Origin of the sequence: Pontibacter chitinilyticus (assembly GCF_039748935.1) — a bacterium.
Classification (GTDB): domain Bacteria; phylum Bacteroidota; class Bacteroidia; order Cytophagales; family Hymenobacteraceae; genus Pontibacter; species Pontibacter chitinilyticus.
The window spans coordinates 170,496-186,534 of sequence record NZ_JBDIZJ010000003.1; the positions used below are offsets into that span (position 1 = coordinate 170,496).

10 protein-coding genes are annotated in these 16,039 nt (G+C 51.6%); 6 read left to right on the forward strand and 4 right to left on the reverse strand.

Annotation, left to right across the window (positions count from 1 at the left end):
• Positions 1–94: 94 nt before the first annotated feature.
• Positions 95–1,210 (reverse strand): mechanosensitive ion channel family protein, encoded by a 1,116-nt coding sequence (locus ABDW72_RS07110; protein WP_347157812.1) that lies wholly within the window; start codon positions 1,208–1,210, stop codon positions 95–97.
• A 283-nt stretch (positions 1,211–1,493) separates the two neighbouring features.
• Between ABDW72_RS07110 and ABDW72_RS07115 the strand changes: the two genes are divergently transcribed.
• The gene (locus tag ABDW72_RS07115; RefSeq protein WP_347157813.1) at positions 1,494–2,831 is read left to right on the forward strand and encodes an MFS transporter; all 1,338 of its coding nucleotides are present in this window, start codon (positions 1,494–1,496) and stop codon (positions 2,829–2,831) included.
• 82 nt (positions 2,832–2,913) lie between these two features.
• Here ABDW72_RS07115 and ABDW72_RS07120 read toward each other — a convergent pair whose 3' ends face one another.
• From ABDW72_RS07120 to upp, 3 genes are all read right to left on the reverse strand, one after another.
• Entirely contained in the window at positions 2,914–5,382 is a 2,469-nt protein-coding gene (locus tag ABDW72_RS07120; RefSeq protein ID WP_347157814.1) for a LysM peptidoglycan-binding domain-containing protein, read from the reverse strand.
• A gap of 485 nt (positions 5,383–5,867) precedes the next feature.
• Positions 5,868–6,275 carry a hypothetical protein gene (locus ABDW72_RS07125; RefSeq protein ID WP_347157815.1) on the reverse strand — a complete coding sequence of 136 codons (408 nt, stop codon included), beginning with the start codon at positions 6,273–6,275 and terminating at the stop codon, positions 5,868–5,870.
• 218 nt (positions 6,276–6,493) lie between these two features.
• Entirely contained in the window at positions 6,494–7,150 is a 657-nt protein-coding gene (upp, locus tag ABDW72_RS07130; RefSeq protein WP_347157816.1) for a uracil phosphoribosyltransferase, read from the reverse strand.
• Positions 7,151–7,350: 200 nt separating this feature from the next.
• Here upp and ABDW72_RS07135 point away from each other — a divergent pair, with 200 nt between their 5' ends.
• From ABDW72_RS07135 to ABDW72_RS07155, 5 genes are all read left to right on the forward strand, one after another.
• A complete protein-coding gene (locus tag ABDW72_RS07135) occupies positions 7,351–9,030 on the forward strand; it encodes a hypothetical protein (RefSeq protein WP_347157817.1) in 1,680 nt (559 codons plus the stop codon).
• Positions 9,031–10,039: 1,009 nt separating this feature from the next.
• Positions 10,040–11,878 carry an ABC transporter ATP-binding protein gene (locus ABDW72_RS07140; RefSeq protein WP_347157818.1) on the forward strand — a complete coding sequence of 613 codons (1,839 nt, stop codon included), beginning with the start codon at positions 10,040–10,042 and terminating at the stop codon, positions 11,876–11,878.
• A gap of 131 nt (positions 11,879–12,009) precedes the next feature.
• Positions 12,010–12,345, forward strand: a complete 336-nt coding sequence (locus ABDW72_RS07145) for a hypothetical protein (protein WP_347157819.1) — start codon at positions 12,010–12,012, stop codon at positions 12,343–12,345.
• 9 nt (positions 12,346–12,354) lie between these two features.
• Positions 12,355–12,927: a D-sedoheptulose 7-phosphate isomerase gene (gene lpcA, locus ABDW72_RS07150; protein WP_347157820.1), complete on the forward strand. Its 573-nt coding sequence runs from the start codon at positions 12,355–12,357 to the stop codon at positions 12,925–12,927.
• A gap of 364 nt (positions 12,928–13,291) precedes the next feature.
• Positions 13,292–16,030 carry an NTP/NDP exchange transporter gene (locus ABDW72_RS07155; protein WP_347157821.1) on the forward strand — a complete coding sequence of 913 codons (2,739 nt, stop codon included), beginning with the start codon at positions 13,292–13,294 and terminating at the stop codon, positions 16,028–16,030.
• The last annotated feature ends 9 nt before the right edge of the window (positions 16,031–16,039 follow it).

The following is a 16,039-nucleotide window of genomic DNA, read 5'->3' on the forward strand; positions in this document are numbered from 1 at the left end:
GGCGGCTGCCCAAGTATAAACAGCTGTTCTTACAACAAAAAAGCAGCGGAAAAAGTCTCCGCTGCTTTCGTATTTATACCTCCTGTTAGCTGCTTCAATATCTACTGCGCTGAGGTTGTTGTAACTGCTCCATCTCCTGCCCATCCTGCTGCTGGTTTACCATATACAGCGTACGGGTTGGGTAAGCGATCTCGATACCTCGGTTGGAGAACTCTTTATAAATACCCAGGTTGATGGCCTGCTGAATGTCCATATACTTGGTGTAGTCGGGGTCGAGTACATAGTATACAATCTCGTAATCCAGGCTGGAATCGCCGTAAGCTTTAAAGTGAATCCGGTCAGAACGTACGGGATGTTGTGCATCGATAATGGATCGGATGATATCGGGTATCTGCTCGAGTTGCTCATAAGGCGTTTGGTAGGTAACGCTGATCTTGAACACGATCCGGCGCTGCTGCATGGTTTTAAAATTGTGTATGCGCGAGGAAGTTAAATCGCTGTTCGAGAACACCAGCTGCTCGCCTGATAAGGTGCGGAGGCGCGTTGTTTTCACGCCAATGTGCTCTACAACCCCATTTTCGTCACCGACCACCAGGAAATCGCCCAGTTCAAAGGGCCTGTCCAGGAAAATAACAAAGTAGTTGAACAGGTCTCCGAGAATGTTCTGAGCCGCAAGGGCCACGGCAATACCACCCACGCCCAGGCCAGCAATAATGGCGGTTAAATCATAGCCCAGGTTATCAAACAAAAAGCCAAGGCCAATAAACCAGATCACAAAGTTGATGATCAGGCTTACAGCCCCCATCTCGCTGGCAGCGCTCACAATGTTGTGCTTCTTACGGAAATAGGAGTTGATGACCAGCACCAACGTAGAGGTCACAAACCGGATCACCAGAATGGTGATAGCGACAGTGGTGGCAATGTTGAGGATCTGATTTGCCCGGGCGCTCAGGTTGAGGTAATCCAGGCCGGCATACACGATGCAGATGTTGATGATCGGGATGCCGAAGCGCTCAAAGCTGCTCACCAGGTGGTTGTCAAAGGTGGTACTGGTATGCTCTGTCCACTTGGTAAGCCGGGTTAAAATAACCCGCTTAAACAGCTTGATCAGCAGTAAAGCGATAAAGACACATCCTAAAACAAGCAGATAGTCCCGGACCGTATTATGGTAATAAACCCGGTCCAGAAATTCATTTATATTCGTATTCATTTTTACTTCAGATTTAAGTTAGTTATACCGGCCTTCCGGTCATAGGTTTCTTTTCTCTCCCGCTATTGTGCCTTCTCGCCATACTACTTTTCTGAGAGTCAGAGAGGTAGCGTTAATAAGTGGAGCAAGGACTTTGGCGAAAATGATGGGCTGCTCCAATTTGATCGTCGGCTTAAAGGGCAGGACCGTTAGCAAGCTGCTTGAAAGTATAACGCGTGCTGTGTGCCCGTACGTACACAAGAAGCAGTGGCAGCCAAGCAACAAGGCCACATAGCATTACGGTATGGAGCAAGCGGAAACATCGACAAACAGGTTAAGCGGTATGTTCAGGGCATTGAGCCACAAGAACTACCGGTTATTTTTTATAGGACAGGGCGTATCGCTGATCGGTACCTGGATGGAGCGCATCGCCATGAGTTGGCTGGTGTACCGCCTCACTGATTCTGTTTTTTTGCTGGGGATGGTGAGCTTCTGCAGCCTGGCCCCCTCTTTTGTGCTGGGCCCTTTTGCAGGAGTGATCTCCGACCGTTTTGACCGGCACCGGATACTGGTCATCACGCAGACGCTCTTTATGCTGCAGGCCAGCGTGGTAGCGGCGCTGGTGCTCACCGATACCGTTACGATCTGGCATATTCTAACCCTGAGCACCTTCCTGGGCATCGTTAATGCCTTCGATACTGCTACCCGGCAAGCTTTCGTAATTGAGCTGGTGGAGGACCGGGAGGACCTGAGCAATGCCATTGCCCTGAATTCGTCGTTATTTAACGTGGCGCGCCTGGTGGGACCTTCCATTGCAGGGGTAATCATTGCGGCAGTGGGCGAGGGGGCTTGTTTTCTGATCAATGCGCTGAGTTACCTGGCGGTGATCGGCTCATTGCTGCTGATGCATACCAAGCCTTTTGTACCTTCAAAGCATAAGCGCAAAGTATGGCAACAGCTGCAGGAAGGCTTCCGGTATACGTTCCGGTTTCCTCCTATCCGGGCTATTATTCTGGTAGTAGCCGGCACCAGTCTCATCGGTATGCCCTTTAGTGTGCTGATGCCTGCTTTTGCGCGCGATGTGCTGGGCGGTAATGCCAACACGTTGGGCTTCCTGATGGGCGCCTCCGGCATTGGGGCACTGGCTGGCGCCTTATACCTGGCCCCCCGGAAATCAGCTGTAGGGCTGGGCAAGGTGATTATAGGAGCAGCTGTGCTGTTTGGCTTAGGGCTGATTGCTTTTTCCTTTACAAAGGTGCTATGGCTCTCGCTGGTGTGTATGTTGTTTACGGGGTTTGGGATGATCGTGCAGCTGGCTTCCTGCAATACGATCCTGCAAACCATTGTGGAGGAAGATAAGCGGGGTCGCGTGATGAGTTTTTACTCGATGGCTTCGCTGGGCATGGCGCCTTTCGGCAGTTTGCTGGCCGGCGCACTCGCCGACAGAATCGGTGTAGGCTATACATTCCTGGGCTGCGGTGTCTTACTGATCCTGCTCATTATCCCATTTGCTACCCAGCTCAGCCGCTTGCGCGAGATGGTGGTGCCCATTTACCGCCGCCTGGGCATTTTGCCTGAAATTGCTACTGGCCTGCGAGCAGCCTCCAGCCTTACCGGTCCTGCCAAAGAAGCGTCGCCCTGATGTAATGAATTAGAAGCTTGTATAAACACCAAGGCCGGCACTAGATAGCGCCGGCCTTGGTGTTTATACTTGTTGAGAAACGTTACTTCTTCTTGATCAACAGCTTTTCACCAATACTTACCGAAAAGTCGCTCTTGTTATTCCACTGCATGATGTCTTTGATCGTGACGCCATACTGACGGGAGATCTGATACATGCTTTCGCCGGCCACTACGGTGTGGTAAGCACTACCGCTGCTGTTGGTGTTACTGGCAGGGACAGTTTCTGTGGCTTTGGCTGGTGCGGCAGTGGCAGTAGGAGCCTCTACCTGCAATTCCTGACCCGGGTGTAGGTTGTTATCAGACAAGTTATTCCAGCGGCGCAGTTCATCGATTGATACTGTATATTTTTTCGAAATCTGATAAAGCGTCTCGCCGGCAGTTACGGTATGGGTGCCGTTGCCGGACTTGTCGGGAGCAGTACGTGTCTTTACTGTCTCCTCTTGCACCGGTGTGGTTAGCGGTTCGGCAATCAGGAGTTCCTGCCCAATCTTCAGGGGTTCCTCGCCCAGGTTGTTCCAACGGTTGATGTCGTTGATGGTCACGGCATACATTCTGGAAATACTGTAGAGCGTTTCGCCTTGTTTCACTGTATGGCGGGCAGCTTGTTTGGCTGGTTCTGCTTTTGGCGCCGGAGCTACAGCAGTCGGAGCAGGTTTTGCGGCAGCCGGTGTTTTGGTTGGTCCTGCTTTCGGTTTGGCTGGTGCAGCGGCTACTGGTGTTGCCGGCTCTTTAAAAACTGATTCTGTTGCTGGAGCTTCTTCCTCCAAAAGTGGGTCTGTCACGGTAGCTGTCGTCTTTGTTGGCCAGTTAACAGTATCAACCGCCAAGCCCTCCGATTGCGGCAGCGTAGCTGTGTCAGGTACCGCTTTGGCAGCGCCCGGATATAAAGCCGGGGTATTGCGCTCCGCCACCGGCACTTCAAAAACTCCCATAGCGGAAGTATCTGGCTGCAGTGCTGCATCTTCTTCCACTGCTACTTCCTTTTCTACTGCTGGTGCCGGCGTTGGTTTAGAGGCTGTTGCTTTTACCGGAACAGGTGCCGGCGTAACAGGAACACGCTGCTCGACAACTGCCGGCTTCACTTCTGCCACTTCAGCTTTCGGCTTCTTCTTATTTCCCTTCAGGCTGTTAATGAACCTGGTAAAGATATTTTCCTTCGGCTTAGCATTATCTGTTTTGCTTGCAACGGTACTGCGCGTCTTTGCTGTGGCAGTGGCAAGGGGCTCGCGCGTGCTGCTGGCAGGTGCAGCGGCTACCTGTTGCTTGTTCAGGTCACGTATTTCTACTGGCGTAACAGCGGGGCGGCGCTTTTGCAGCCACAGCACACGTCCCGGTACAGGCACCTCGTTGCGGCTCATGCGGTTTTTAAAGCGCAGGTAGTTCAGCTTTATGCCATAGTGTTGCGCAATCTGCTGCATGTCTTCCCCGGGCTGCACCACGTGAAACTCTGTGTCGGCAGCGGATTTCTTCGGTTCGGTGTAGTAGGCAGCTCCTTCCTGTATGTTGTCGAAGCTGTGCAGGTCGTTATACTTCAGGAAGCGGCGCGTTGAAAGGCCGGCCTGCAGTGCAAGCTTGTCTTTGGTATCGCCAGGGCGGGCAATCAGGGCGTTCAACCCGTTGCGCTTAACCATTGCAGTGGCTGTTGCCGTGCTGGTCTGGCGGCTCGTAGGTGTGGTATTGTTCGATGCCAGTAAGCCGTCGCTGCTGCCGTTGCGTACCGGTATCATCACATAATAGTCTTTATCGGAGGGGATGCTGTTGCCCAACAGCCATTTATTATAGCGCTCCAGCTCCGAATAATCTGTTTTGGTTGCCAGCGCAATGTCTGCCAGGCTCTGGCCAGGAGCGGCCCGCAACTCACGCAGCGAAACGGCAGGCGTATTCTTCCCCACAAAATTGTCGTAGGCGATCTTATGCGCCAGGAAAGTTAGCACGTAAGGGTGCGACTTCTCTGTGATTTCCATCTTTTTGGCGCCATTGTCGGAGGGGGAGGTATACGGTTTTACCCCGTTATAGCCCAGGTAATAGGAAAGCAGGGCATTAAACCAGTTGTTGTAGTTGTTGTTGCTGCGCTTAAAGTAACGGGCTGCACCGCGGCTCGCCTCTACAATGTGGCGGCGCTCGTCCACCACATTATCCATCCGTAAATTAAAGTCAGCGGCAGCTTCTTTCTTAAACTGCCAATAACCCACGGCATTAGACGTAGAGATCGCGTCGCCGATCAGGCCACTTTCCTGCAGGGCCAGGTACTTGAAATCATCCGGCACACCTTCTTCTTTAAACACGCGCTCGATGATCGGGAAGTAGGCATCTGCCAGTTGCACCTTTATCTGAAAATAGGTGGGGTTATGGCGCAGGGCATCCACCTTCTTCTGAATTTCCTGCTGTGCTCCATCCGAAAGTTTCAGGTGGATGTCAGCAAAATAGACATTTTTAGGAACGGTTACCTCCTGTGCCATTACCAGCAGCGGCAGCAGTAGTAAAAAGAGAAGCGTGCAATGTTTTCTCATAACTAGGGAACTATACTTGGCTAAATCGTTGACAGAGGCTCTACTTACCGTTTAGACGGCCGCAGTTAAATAGCTATGTGCTAATATGTTCAGCAGCTATTATTGCTGTCGCGAAATTAACGCAATTTGCCGGGCAATCTAAAATCGTTAACCAACTTATTCAATTAATTTTTGCGGCTTCGGGGCGCTACCTGTTGGGGCTGCAAGTATAAAACGGAGTAACCAGCAGATTATTAGCTTATTGAATTAAGAGGGTATGCCGGCAGCGGGAAAGCCACAGATCTTAGAGCAGCAGCATTCGCGTTTGTCGTTCGCAGAAGTGTGTAGTGGCCGTAGGGAAAAAGAAGATTGCTATGGCAGAAATTAGAAGTACTGACACAAGAGGAGGCTCCGTATTTTAGGGGCCAGCGAACGGCTCCGGCTGTTGCTGAGAAACAAAAAAGGGAAAAGCTTCTTTTTCCCTCAATTTAAACGTTTATACTTGTCTAAAACAGGTGTACGGCTGCTTTGCCAAACTCTGTTACGAGCAGCGTCAGGGTGGCGCTCCAGAAAAGGGAGCTCCAGAACATGTGAATGAAGATGTGCTTGCGGGGAGCGCCAAACAGTGCTACCACTATAGTGCCCAGTATAGGCGTGAAGATCACAGGCGTCAGAAAAGCGATGCCTTTCACGCCGAACCGCTTCCAGAGCAGCACAATACGGCGGTTTTGCTTGCAGAAAACAGGCTTACATTGCGCCCGCCGCCGCTTCGATACCCATTTGGAAAAGGCACGGCCGATAACAGAAAATATAATGACGCTCGTCATCATACCTGCCATTGTTAATAAAACGGTTTCTACATAAGATAAGCCCAGCGATACACCTGTCAAGGGGCCCCCTAGAAACTTAACCATACTCACCAGGTATACCGAAAGGTATTTCAAAATCTCCACCAACACGTCTCAAGGATTAAAATTGTACTCCAATATAATAAATACTCCTAATAAAGAAGTATACGCAGTCCATTATAATTATTAGTATGAATTTATCAATAATCTATTAGAGTAAAATGTAATAATGAGCCGTAGGATCAGGCAGCGGTGTAACAGGGGAGTATTGGGAAAAGTTCAGGTTATACTTTTGGCCCGAAGGCCAGGTCGCCGGCATCACCCAAGCCTGGCACAATGTAGGAGCGCTCGTTCAGGCACTCGTCCAGAGCGCCCAGCCAGATCATGGCCTCGGGCACTTCGCGCTGTACCAGCGCAATTCCTTCGGGCGAGGCAATGGCGGCGGCAAAGTGCACCTGCTTGGGTTTGCCGTGGCGCAGCATGCCTTCATACGCTTTTACAAGCGAGCGGCCGGTAGCCAGCATCGGGTCAGCCAGGATCAGGATCTTGTCGTGCAGGTTGGTAGAGGCCAGGTATTCCATGTTGATCTGCAGCTGCGTGTTTTCCTCTTCAACGCGGTAAGCACCCACAAAAGTACTGTAAGCCTTGTCAAAATAATGCAGCATGCCCTGGTACAGCGGCAGACCTGCCCGCAGAATGGTAGCGAGCACCGGCTGCTCCGTCAGCAGCATGGTGTTGGTTTCGGCCAGCGGCGACGTAATAGTTTGCTGGGTATAGGGCAGGGTTTTGGAGATCTCATAAGCCAGCAGTTCGCCCAGCCGCTCCAGGTTTCGCCGGAAGCGCATGCTATCGCCCTGTACGGTCACATCGCGCAGCTCCGCAATAAAATGATTGGCAAGCGAGGGCGTTTCGGTTAAGATATGGAGGTTGGTTCGGTGCATAAAGCGTTCAGGTTAACAGGCGAAAGATACTCATCCTGCCGTACATGTGCCATAGCCACCACATTATTTTGGCAAATAGACTGCTGGCCGGTGGCCGGGGTACAAAGAGGCTCGCAGCAGGCACAAAATCAGCCTGTTTAGCAAAACAATCTTTCATAAAAGAGTACCTTCGCATTTCTGTTTTACTTTGCCCAACGACCATGCATTTTATCAGACCTCTACTATGCGCTTTAGGCCTTTGCCTGGCCCTCCACTTTGCTGCCCAAGCGCAGGATGTATACGTGCCATATGACCGGGACATGTACCACCTGATAGACCGCTACCAGATCAAGTATGGCGACCAGGTGCCACAGCTGCAGACGGCGGTGCGTCCTTACGGCCGGCAGAACGTGGCGGAGTTGGCTGAGGTAAGCGCCCGCCATGCCCGCGGCGGCGTAGACCAGTTCAACACCGAATACCTGCTTAACGATAACTGGAACTATACTACCCAGGAAAATAACCGCAGCGCCCGCCCGCTTTTTAACCGCTTCTATGAGAATCAGACAGACTTGTATCATTTCGAGAACGAGGACTTTACATTACGGGTGAATCCGGTGCTGGGCTTGGAACTGGGGGTGGATAACCAAACGGACGGGTTGCGCTACGTAAACACGCGCGGCGCGCAACTGGAGGGCACCATTGATCAGAAGTTTGGCTTTTATGCCTTTGTTGGAGAAAACCAGGCCCGTTTTCCGGGCTATGTGATGGCCCGCATCCGCCGCGACAATGTGGTGCCGCACGAGGGGTTCTGGAAACGCTTTAAGGAAGATGGCTATGATTTTTTTACAGCCCGCGGTTATGTGAACTATGCCTTGAGCAAGCACGTGGAGATACAGCTCGGCCACGACCGCCAGTTTATTGGCGACGGCTACCGCTCTCTCGTTTACTCGGACTATGCGCCACCGGCTTTCTTCCTGAAGTTGAACACCCATGTATGGCGCATTCATTACATGAACCTTTTTCAGGAGCTAACAGCCGATTACCACCGCCAGAATAATGATGTGCTGTTTCCGAAGAAGTACATGGCGCTCCACCGCCTGGGCGTAGACGTAACAGACAACCTGAACATCGGCGTTTTTGAGCAGGTGATCTTTGCGCGGGGCAAAGGCCGATTTGAGCTGCAGTACCTCAACCCCATTATCTTTTACCGGAGTATAGAGCAGGCGCTTGGTAGCCAGGACAATGCCATGCTGGGAGCCGATTTCCGCTGGAACATTTACAACCGTGTGCAACTGTACGGGCAACTGCTGCTCGACGAGTTTCTGCTGAGAGAGGTGAAAGCCAGCAAGGGCTGGTGGGGCAACAAGCAGGCCGCGCAGTTTGGGGCGAAGTACATCGATGCTTTCGGTTTGAGCAACCTGGACCTGCAGGGCGAAGTGAATGTGATCCGGCCCTATACTTACCAGCACCTGGATCAGTTTACCAATTACCAGCACTATAACCAACCGCTGGCACACCCCATTGGGGCTAATTTATTTGAGCTGATCGGCATTGTGCACTACCAGCCCCTGCCACGTCTACGGCTTACAGGCAAAGCTATTGCCACCCGCTACGGGCAGGATGTAGTGACCGCCACCGATACCCTGAACTATGGCAATAATGTGCTGCTCTCTTATGATAACCGCGTGCAGGAGTATGGCAACACGATCGGGCAGGGTATCAAAACCAACCAGCTGTACCTGGATCTGACCGCTTCCTTTATGCTCCGGCACAACGTATTCCTCGATGTCAAGCAGGTGCTGCGCCGTGCTGATGCCACTGACAATGCCCTGGACAGTAACACGGCCTATACTTCAGTCGCTTTCCGCTGGAACATTCCGCAGCGGCTGAACGAGTTTTAGCATTTAAGGATTCTGTACCATACAGCCTATACTTGTGAAAGCAGGTATAGCCTGTTTTGCGTTGTGCTCCTCCTTGCCAAAGAGTTATAATCTAGTAGTATACATCCTGAACCCACCCATAGCCCCTCCGAGGAGGGGAATTCTGCTGTTGCTTTTGGTAAAGTATAAGCGTTGTAGTTCCGGGTCCAACCATCCCTGCCCCTTAGAGCTGCGCTCGCAAGCTTCGAACTCGCGTTCTCGCTTGTATAAGGAGGGGAGTTCTGTTGTAGGAGCGAGTTGAAGGATACGTGCTATAGTATAAGCTTCGCTTCGTAGTTGCTGTCTTGTCCTGTTGGCCCAGTGAATTCAGAGGCTTTCTATTCACCTCAAGTCACGAATCTGGAGATTCGCGTTAGGACACTCGTTTATACTTGAGCATAAGTATAAACTGTAGCTATCGGAAGGATTCCAGTCCTTGGGTTGAGCGCCTTGGTGGGTTGCGGTGCCCGTAAGGGCAGCCCGCAGCGGAGCGAGGAGCAGGTTCACGCCACCGCGCGATGCCCGTGGACGTGCCCTCGCGGGCCAGAGCGCACCAAAGCCAAAGATGTAACAAGGCAAGTATAAAACTGAGGAGGAACGGCAACTAACAAGGATAGCCTGCTAGATAAAGTAGTAAACCACGGCTACCAAGTATAGCCTCTTGAATAAAGTATAAAGCAGTAACTACCAAGTATAGCTTATTAGATAAAGTATGAAGCGGCAGCGAGCAAAATCAGCCAGAGGGATAAAGGAAGACTTAGCACAAGCCACAATAAACAAGTTGGTCTGATAGAAAAACTGCGCATCACACCACATCTTACTTTATTCCCTTACAAAATAAGTATCTTTGCAGCGGCTGAGGGGCAGTAGCTCCTTGGCTGAAGTATAACTTGTAAAATAAACATGGTGGCGCCGAAGAGTGGAGCCACAGAGCTGACAACTAATCAAAGCATCTGCTCCAAAGGCGATACTGGCAGCTACACATAACTACATGAAGACGTACCTCCGCATACTACAATACGCTAGACCTTACAGCCGGTTTGTGCCCCTGTATTCGCTTTATACTATTCTGGGCATCATTTTCGGCTTGTTCAACTTCACGTTGATCATTCCGCTGCTCAACGTACTGTTTGGTGAGGTGGGCACCACCGAGGCAGCTCAAATGGTGGCTACCAAACCGGAATTCAGCCTTACCATCGACTTTATCAAGCAGTTTTTCAACTACTACTTCGGACAGGTGATTCTGCACGAGGGCAAGCAGGGGGCGCTGCTGTTTGTATGCGGCATCATCATCGCTTCGGTGTTTCTGGCCAACCTATTCCGCTACCTGGCTTTCCGGGTAATCGGGGCACTGCGAGCGCATGTGGTGAAGAACATGCGCCACAGTATTTACAAACGGGTGACGGAGCTGCAACTGGGCTACTTTAACAACGAGCGCAAAGGGGATCTGATGACACGCCTGACAGTGGATATTCAGGAAGTGGAAAACTCGGTGGTGAGCACGCTAACGGTAGTGGTGCGGGAGCCGATCTCTATCATCTCCTTCTTTATCATCCTTTTTACCATGTCCGCCAAGCTGACGCTGTTCACCCTGATCCTGTTGCCTATTTCCGGCGGAATTATTTCGGGTATTTCCAAGCAGCTGAAACGCAAGGCCCAGCAGGGGCAGAACTCGCTAAGCTTCATCCTGACGATCATTGACGAAACGATCAGCGGCATGCGCGTGATCAAAGCGTTCAATGCCGAGCCGTTTATACTTGACAAGTTCAACGAACAGAACGACCGCTACGCCCACATTCAGCGCTCCATTGCCAACAAGCGCGACCTGGCCTCGCCACTGTCAGAGTTTATGGGGGTATCTGTGGTGGCAGGGCTGCTATACTATGGCGGTTCTTTGGTGCTCAACAATCAATCCGAGCTGCAACCGGCCGAGTTTATCACTTACATTATCCTGTTCTCGCAGGTGCTGGTGCCGGCCAAAGCCATGTCATCGTCATTCAGCAACATTCAGCGCGGGCTGGTGTCGGGTGAGCGGGTGCTGCAGGTAATCGATACGGTGCCACAGATACAGGACAAGCCAAACGCCAAGGTATTGCCTGCCTTTGCCCAGGAGATTGAGTTTCGGCAGGTAGGCTTTGGGTATGGCGACAAGCCGGTGCTGCAGGACATCAACATCCACATTCAGAAAGGCAAAACAGTGGCACTGGTGGGGCCGTCCGGCGGCGGAAAATCTACACTGGCCGATCTGATTCCGCGCTTCTACGACCCAACGAGCGGCGGCATCTTCATCGACGGGCACGACATTAGAGATTATACGATGGAATCGCTGCGGGACAAGATCGGAGTGGTGACGCAGGAGTCTATCCTCTTTAACGACACCATCTTCAACAACATCGCTTTTAATAAAACCGATGCCACGGAAGAAGAGGTGATCGCAGCCGCAAAGATTGCCAATGCTCATGAGTTCATCATACAGGCGCCGGAGGGTTACCAGACGGTTATTGGCGACCGGGGCGGTAAGCTATCGGGAGGGCAGCGGCAGCGCCTGAGCATTGCCCGCGCCATCCTGAAGAACCCGCCCATCCTTATTCTGGATGAAGCCACGTCAGCCCTGGACACCGAGTCGGAGAAGCTGGTGCAGGAGGCATTGACCAACCTCATGCAGCACCGAACTTCTATCGTGATCGCGCACCGGCTGAGTACCATTCAGCATGCCGACGAGATTCTGGTACTGCAGCAGGGCCGCATTGTGGAGCGCGGCAACCACGAAGAATTAGTACAAAACAGCGGACTGTATGCCCGATTAACACAGATGCAGCTGACGGTATAACGATTAAATAGTATAATTTAAAGTAAAATAGTGGGTTACAACATGAATTTACAAGGGAGGCTTCTGAAAAGTGATACTTTTTTTTAGCTTTATAAAAATCATGATGTTGTATTTAGACCTGCTGTTTGCCCATGAGAGCTCTCAACGTATTTCTGAATGTAGTAACGCTGGCCTACGTGGTGCTAGCTATCCTTCTCCTGACATCTTTAATGAAGGAAAATTTTATGTTTAATGTTTCCACAGAGGCGCAGGTGCTTGCATTTTACAAGATGCTCCTGGGTGTAGGTGCGGGTATATTTGTAGCCAAACTGGTGGTGAGTAGCCTCTACATTGCTGGCATACGGTATGAGCAACACCAGGCGCAGCTAAAGATAAATGAGTTAAAAGCGGACCTTTACGAAAAAAGGCAGGATTTTAGAAATAACAGCCACAAACAAGCCAGAGCCAGTGAGGCCGAGGCGGCTTAAAAACCATACATGAATCAAACCATACTGGCAGAACTGACACATGCACAGCAAGTGCTGAACGCCTTTCTCTCTGACCCTGAAAACATTGCTGCCATTGAGCGTGCAGCCGATCTAATGGCAGCATCGGTGAAAGCCGGTGGCAAGATATTGAGCTGTGGCAACGGCGGCTCGATGTGCGATGCCATGCACTTTGCCGAGGAGTTGACTGGTCGCTATCGCGACAACCGCAAAGCGATTCCGGCTATTGCCATTTCCGATGCCAGCCACATGAGCTGCGTGGGCAACGACTATGGCTACGATGCCGTATTTTCCCGCTATCTGGAGGCTCTTGGCAACTCCGGCGATGTGCTGCTGGCCATCAGCACCAGTGGCAATTCCGGCAACGTACTGAAAGCTGCTGAAACAGCCAAAGCCAGGGGCATGAAAGTAGTGGGCCTTACGGGCAAAGATGGCGGCAAACTGGCCTCGCTTTGCGATGTAGAAGTACGCGTGCCGCACACCGGCTATGCCGACCGCGTGCAGGAGATCCACATAAAAGTCATTCACATATTTATCCTACTGCTGGAACAAAAACTGGTATAGTCCGGCAGCAGTTCTTAGAAAACAGCATACCCGAGGGAGGAGAAGTTGTACTACAAGTATAATGCTTCTCCCTGTTGTATTTAAGACCTTACTATCCGGGACAGTGCGCCTTTCGTATACTCCGCTGCCCGGCTCTTTTGTCTCTCAGCTATTTCTGCACAATCTTGCAAGTAGCTGTACCATCTCATTTTAATTTTGTACTTTAGCTTGTAAATAGGGCAGGCTTTTTTTGACTTGCGCTTACCTGCTGCTGGTGCATCTTCAGAAATCAGGCTGAAGTGCTGTGCCGGAGTTGCAACGCTGCTGCCACTTCGGTTTTGTTTCTGACGTGCATTGCTGTCTACAATTCGGAGAAGGGCAACTCATGCGACATAGAATTTATGCGCTGCTGAATATTAAGCCCACAGAGTACAAAGTGGTCCGCCAACTGTTCCTCGTGCAGTTCTTCCTGGGCATTGCCACCGCTTTCCTCTTTACCAGCACGCTCACGCTCTTTCTGCACACTTTTGAGGCGCAGTATATTCCTATTGTATACCTGTTATCGGCTGTGCTGCTGCTACTGGCGAACCAGTTCTATGCCAGGCTCGAGCATGCCTATTCTCCCCGCCGGCTGCTGCAGGTAATCATCCTGTTTTCAGCTATTTCACTGCTGGTTACTTGGGCGGCCGTTACCTTCCTGCCTTACCGGTGGCTGCCTTTTCTGTTATCTGCCTGGAACATGGTGGTGTATATGCTGGTGGGCTATGCCTTCTGGGGAATGGCCGCCATTATTTTTAACGTGCGCGAAAGCAAGCGCATTTTCTCTGTGGTAGGTTCGGGCGACATACCGGCCAAGCTGATGGGCTATGCCCTGGTGCCTTTGCTGGCTCCTTTGATAGGCGTAACCAATTTGCTTTGGATCTCTATACTTGCCTTTGTTGGCGCTTACCTGTTTCTGCAGCGGTTTCAGCACCATGCCATTGATGCGACACTAAAAAGCCACCAGCCACACCACCAGGAGGATGCAGCAACGGAGAATCCTTCTATCCTGATGCGCATTTTCCATAACCGGCTAATCTTTTACATTGCTTTGTTTTCCCTACTCGCTTTCAGCGCCTACGCCCTGATCGATTATACATTGCTGGTCGAGATCAAGTCGCGGTTCCGCAACAGTCCGGAGCTGGCTGTATTCATCGGCGTTTTCTTTGCGGTAGGCCGTATCTTGGCTATTTTCTTTAAGCTTATGTTCAGCAGCCGCGTGATCAGCCAGCTGGGGCTGAGCAATGCACTGCTTCTGTCGCCGCTGGTGCTGCTGCTTACGGCCAGCGCGCTGCTGTTGCCCGGTGAGAGCAGCACGACGGTATTGTATACTTTCGGGGTGATGGTGCTGCTGTCGGAGGTGCTGAAATCGGCTGTGCAGGAGCCGGCTTTTTTTGTGCTTTTTCAACCGCTTGAGCCACATATCCGCCTGAAAGGGCACTTGCTGGCAAAAGGTTATATGCTGCCCTTTGCCCTGCTGGGTTCCGGCCTGTTTCTGCTGCTGTGCGATCAGCTTCGGGGGGGCATCAGCATTCCGTTTATTGCACAGGTGTTGGTAGGGCTCCTCCTGCTCTGGATCGCCTCCATTTACCTGGTGAAAAAAGAATACCTGCAGACGCTGGTGCTGGCCATTCGGAAAGGCTGGTTTACGGGCACAGAGCTTTTTCTGAACGATGCCCCGGTGCGGGAACTACTTCTGCAAAAGCTAGAGAGCAAACACCCTAAAGACATTATACTGGCACTGGAACTGCTGGAGCGTTCAGGGTACAAACGCCTGGAAGGGCTGTTACTGGATCAGTTATACAGTCACTTTCCGCTTGTCCGGCGCTATGTGCTCTACAGGGTTATCCAGAAAAATATGAAAGATGTGCTTCCGCTGGTTACCAGGCAGTTACAGGAGCAGCCCCAGGATGAGCTCCGGCCGGAACTGCTGAAGGTATACTACTACTTTATACCTTCGGTACAGGCTACGGAGCAGGAGGCGCTTTCCAAGCTAAACTACTCCGCTTGCAAAGCCGCCTGTACGGGCCTGTTGCTGCGTAACGATCCTGCCGCACACGAGGTAGTACAAGAGACACTCGACCGGCTGGTTAACAGCAGCGACCTGCAGGACAAACACTTGGTGCTGGACATTCTGAACGAAGCACCCTACCGAAACTTTCAGCCGCTGCTGGAACATGTGCTGGCAATCAGTACAGAGGACCTTGGCAAGCGGGCGATCGAAACAGTAGGCAAAGTGCGGGAGATCACTCTGGTAGAACAGATGGTGCAAAAGGCCATGGAATGCAAGGCCTGGTATGCCCTTCAGAAATCGCTGGTGCTGTTTGGCGATGGCGTATTTGCCTCTGAGGCTTTAGCGCCTGAAATAGTATCTGCTGCTACCCTGGAGGCGGTGGTGCTTGCTGCCGGCAAGGTAAAGGGCGACTACTCTACAGCCTATCTGCTGCAACTGTTGGCCCGGCAGCAGACAGCACCCGATGCGCTGCTAGAAGCACTCTGGCTAAAGCAGGCCGTCCTTCACCCGGCTGATAAGCAACTGGTGAAGAACTGGCTACAGGACAAGCTGACTGGCTGCCGGTATAAAATGGAAGCCTTTCGCACACTACAGGGCACTCCTTCCATGCAGTTGCTCTCCGATGCGCTCGCAAGCGAGGTAAAGCAGGACCTGCAACTGCTGCTGAAAGGCTACGCCCTTTGCTACGACCGGAAGCGTATAGATAGGGTATGGAAGTTGTTGCAGCTCGGAAACCCGGAGAGGATAGCGAATGCAATTGAAATTCTGGAACACCTTATCCCGAAACGTTATTTCAGACAAACCGACCAGGTGCTGGACTTTTTGCTGGATATGACGGAAAGAAAGCTGCCTGTGCCTGCTCTGTCCGAAAAAGAAGCACCCACAGTGATCACGTCTATTCTCCAGAATGAACACATGCACTGCGCTGCATGGACTAAATCCATCGCCTGCTACCTGATACCTGCCTTGAGTGTTCCATCGCTGAAACAGGTACTGACAGCTGCTGACCAGCTCCCCGAAGACCCTGTTTTTCAAGAAACAAAGGCCCATGTTTTAGCTGTACTCTCATAAAACTAAGTT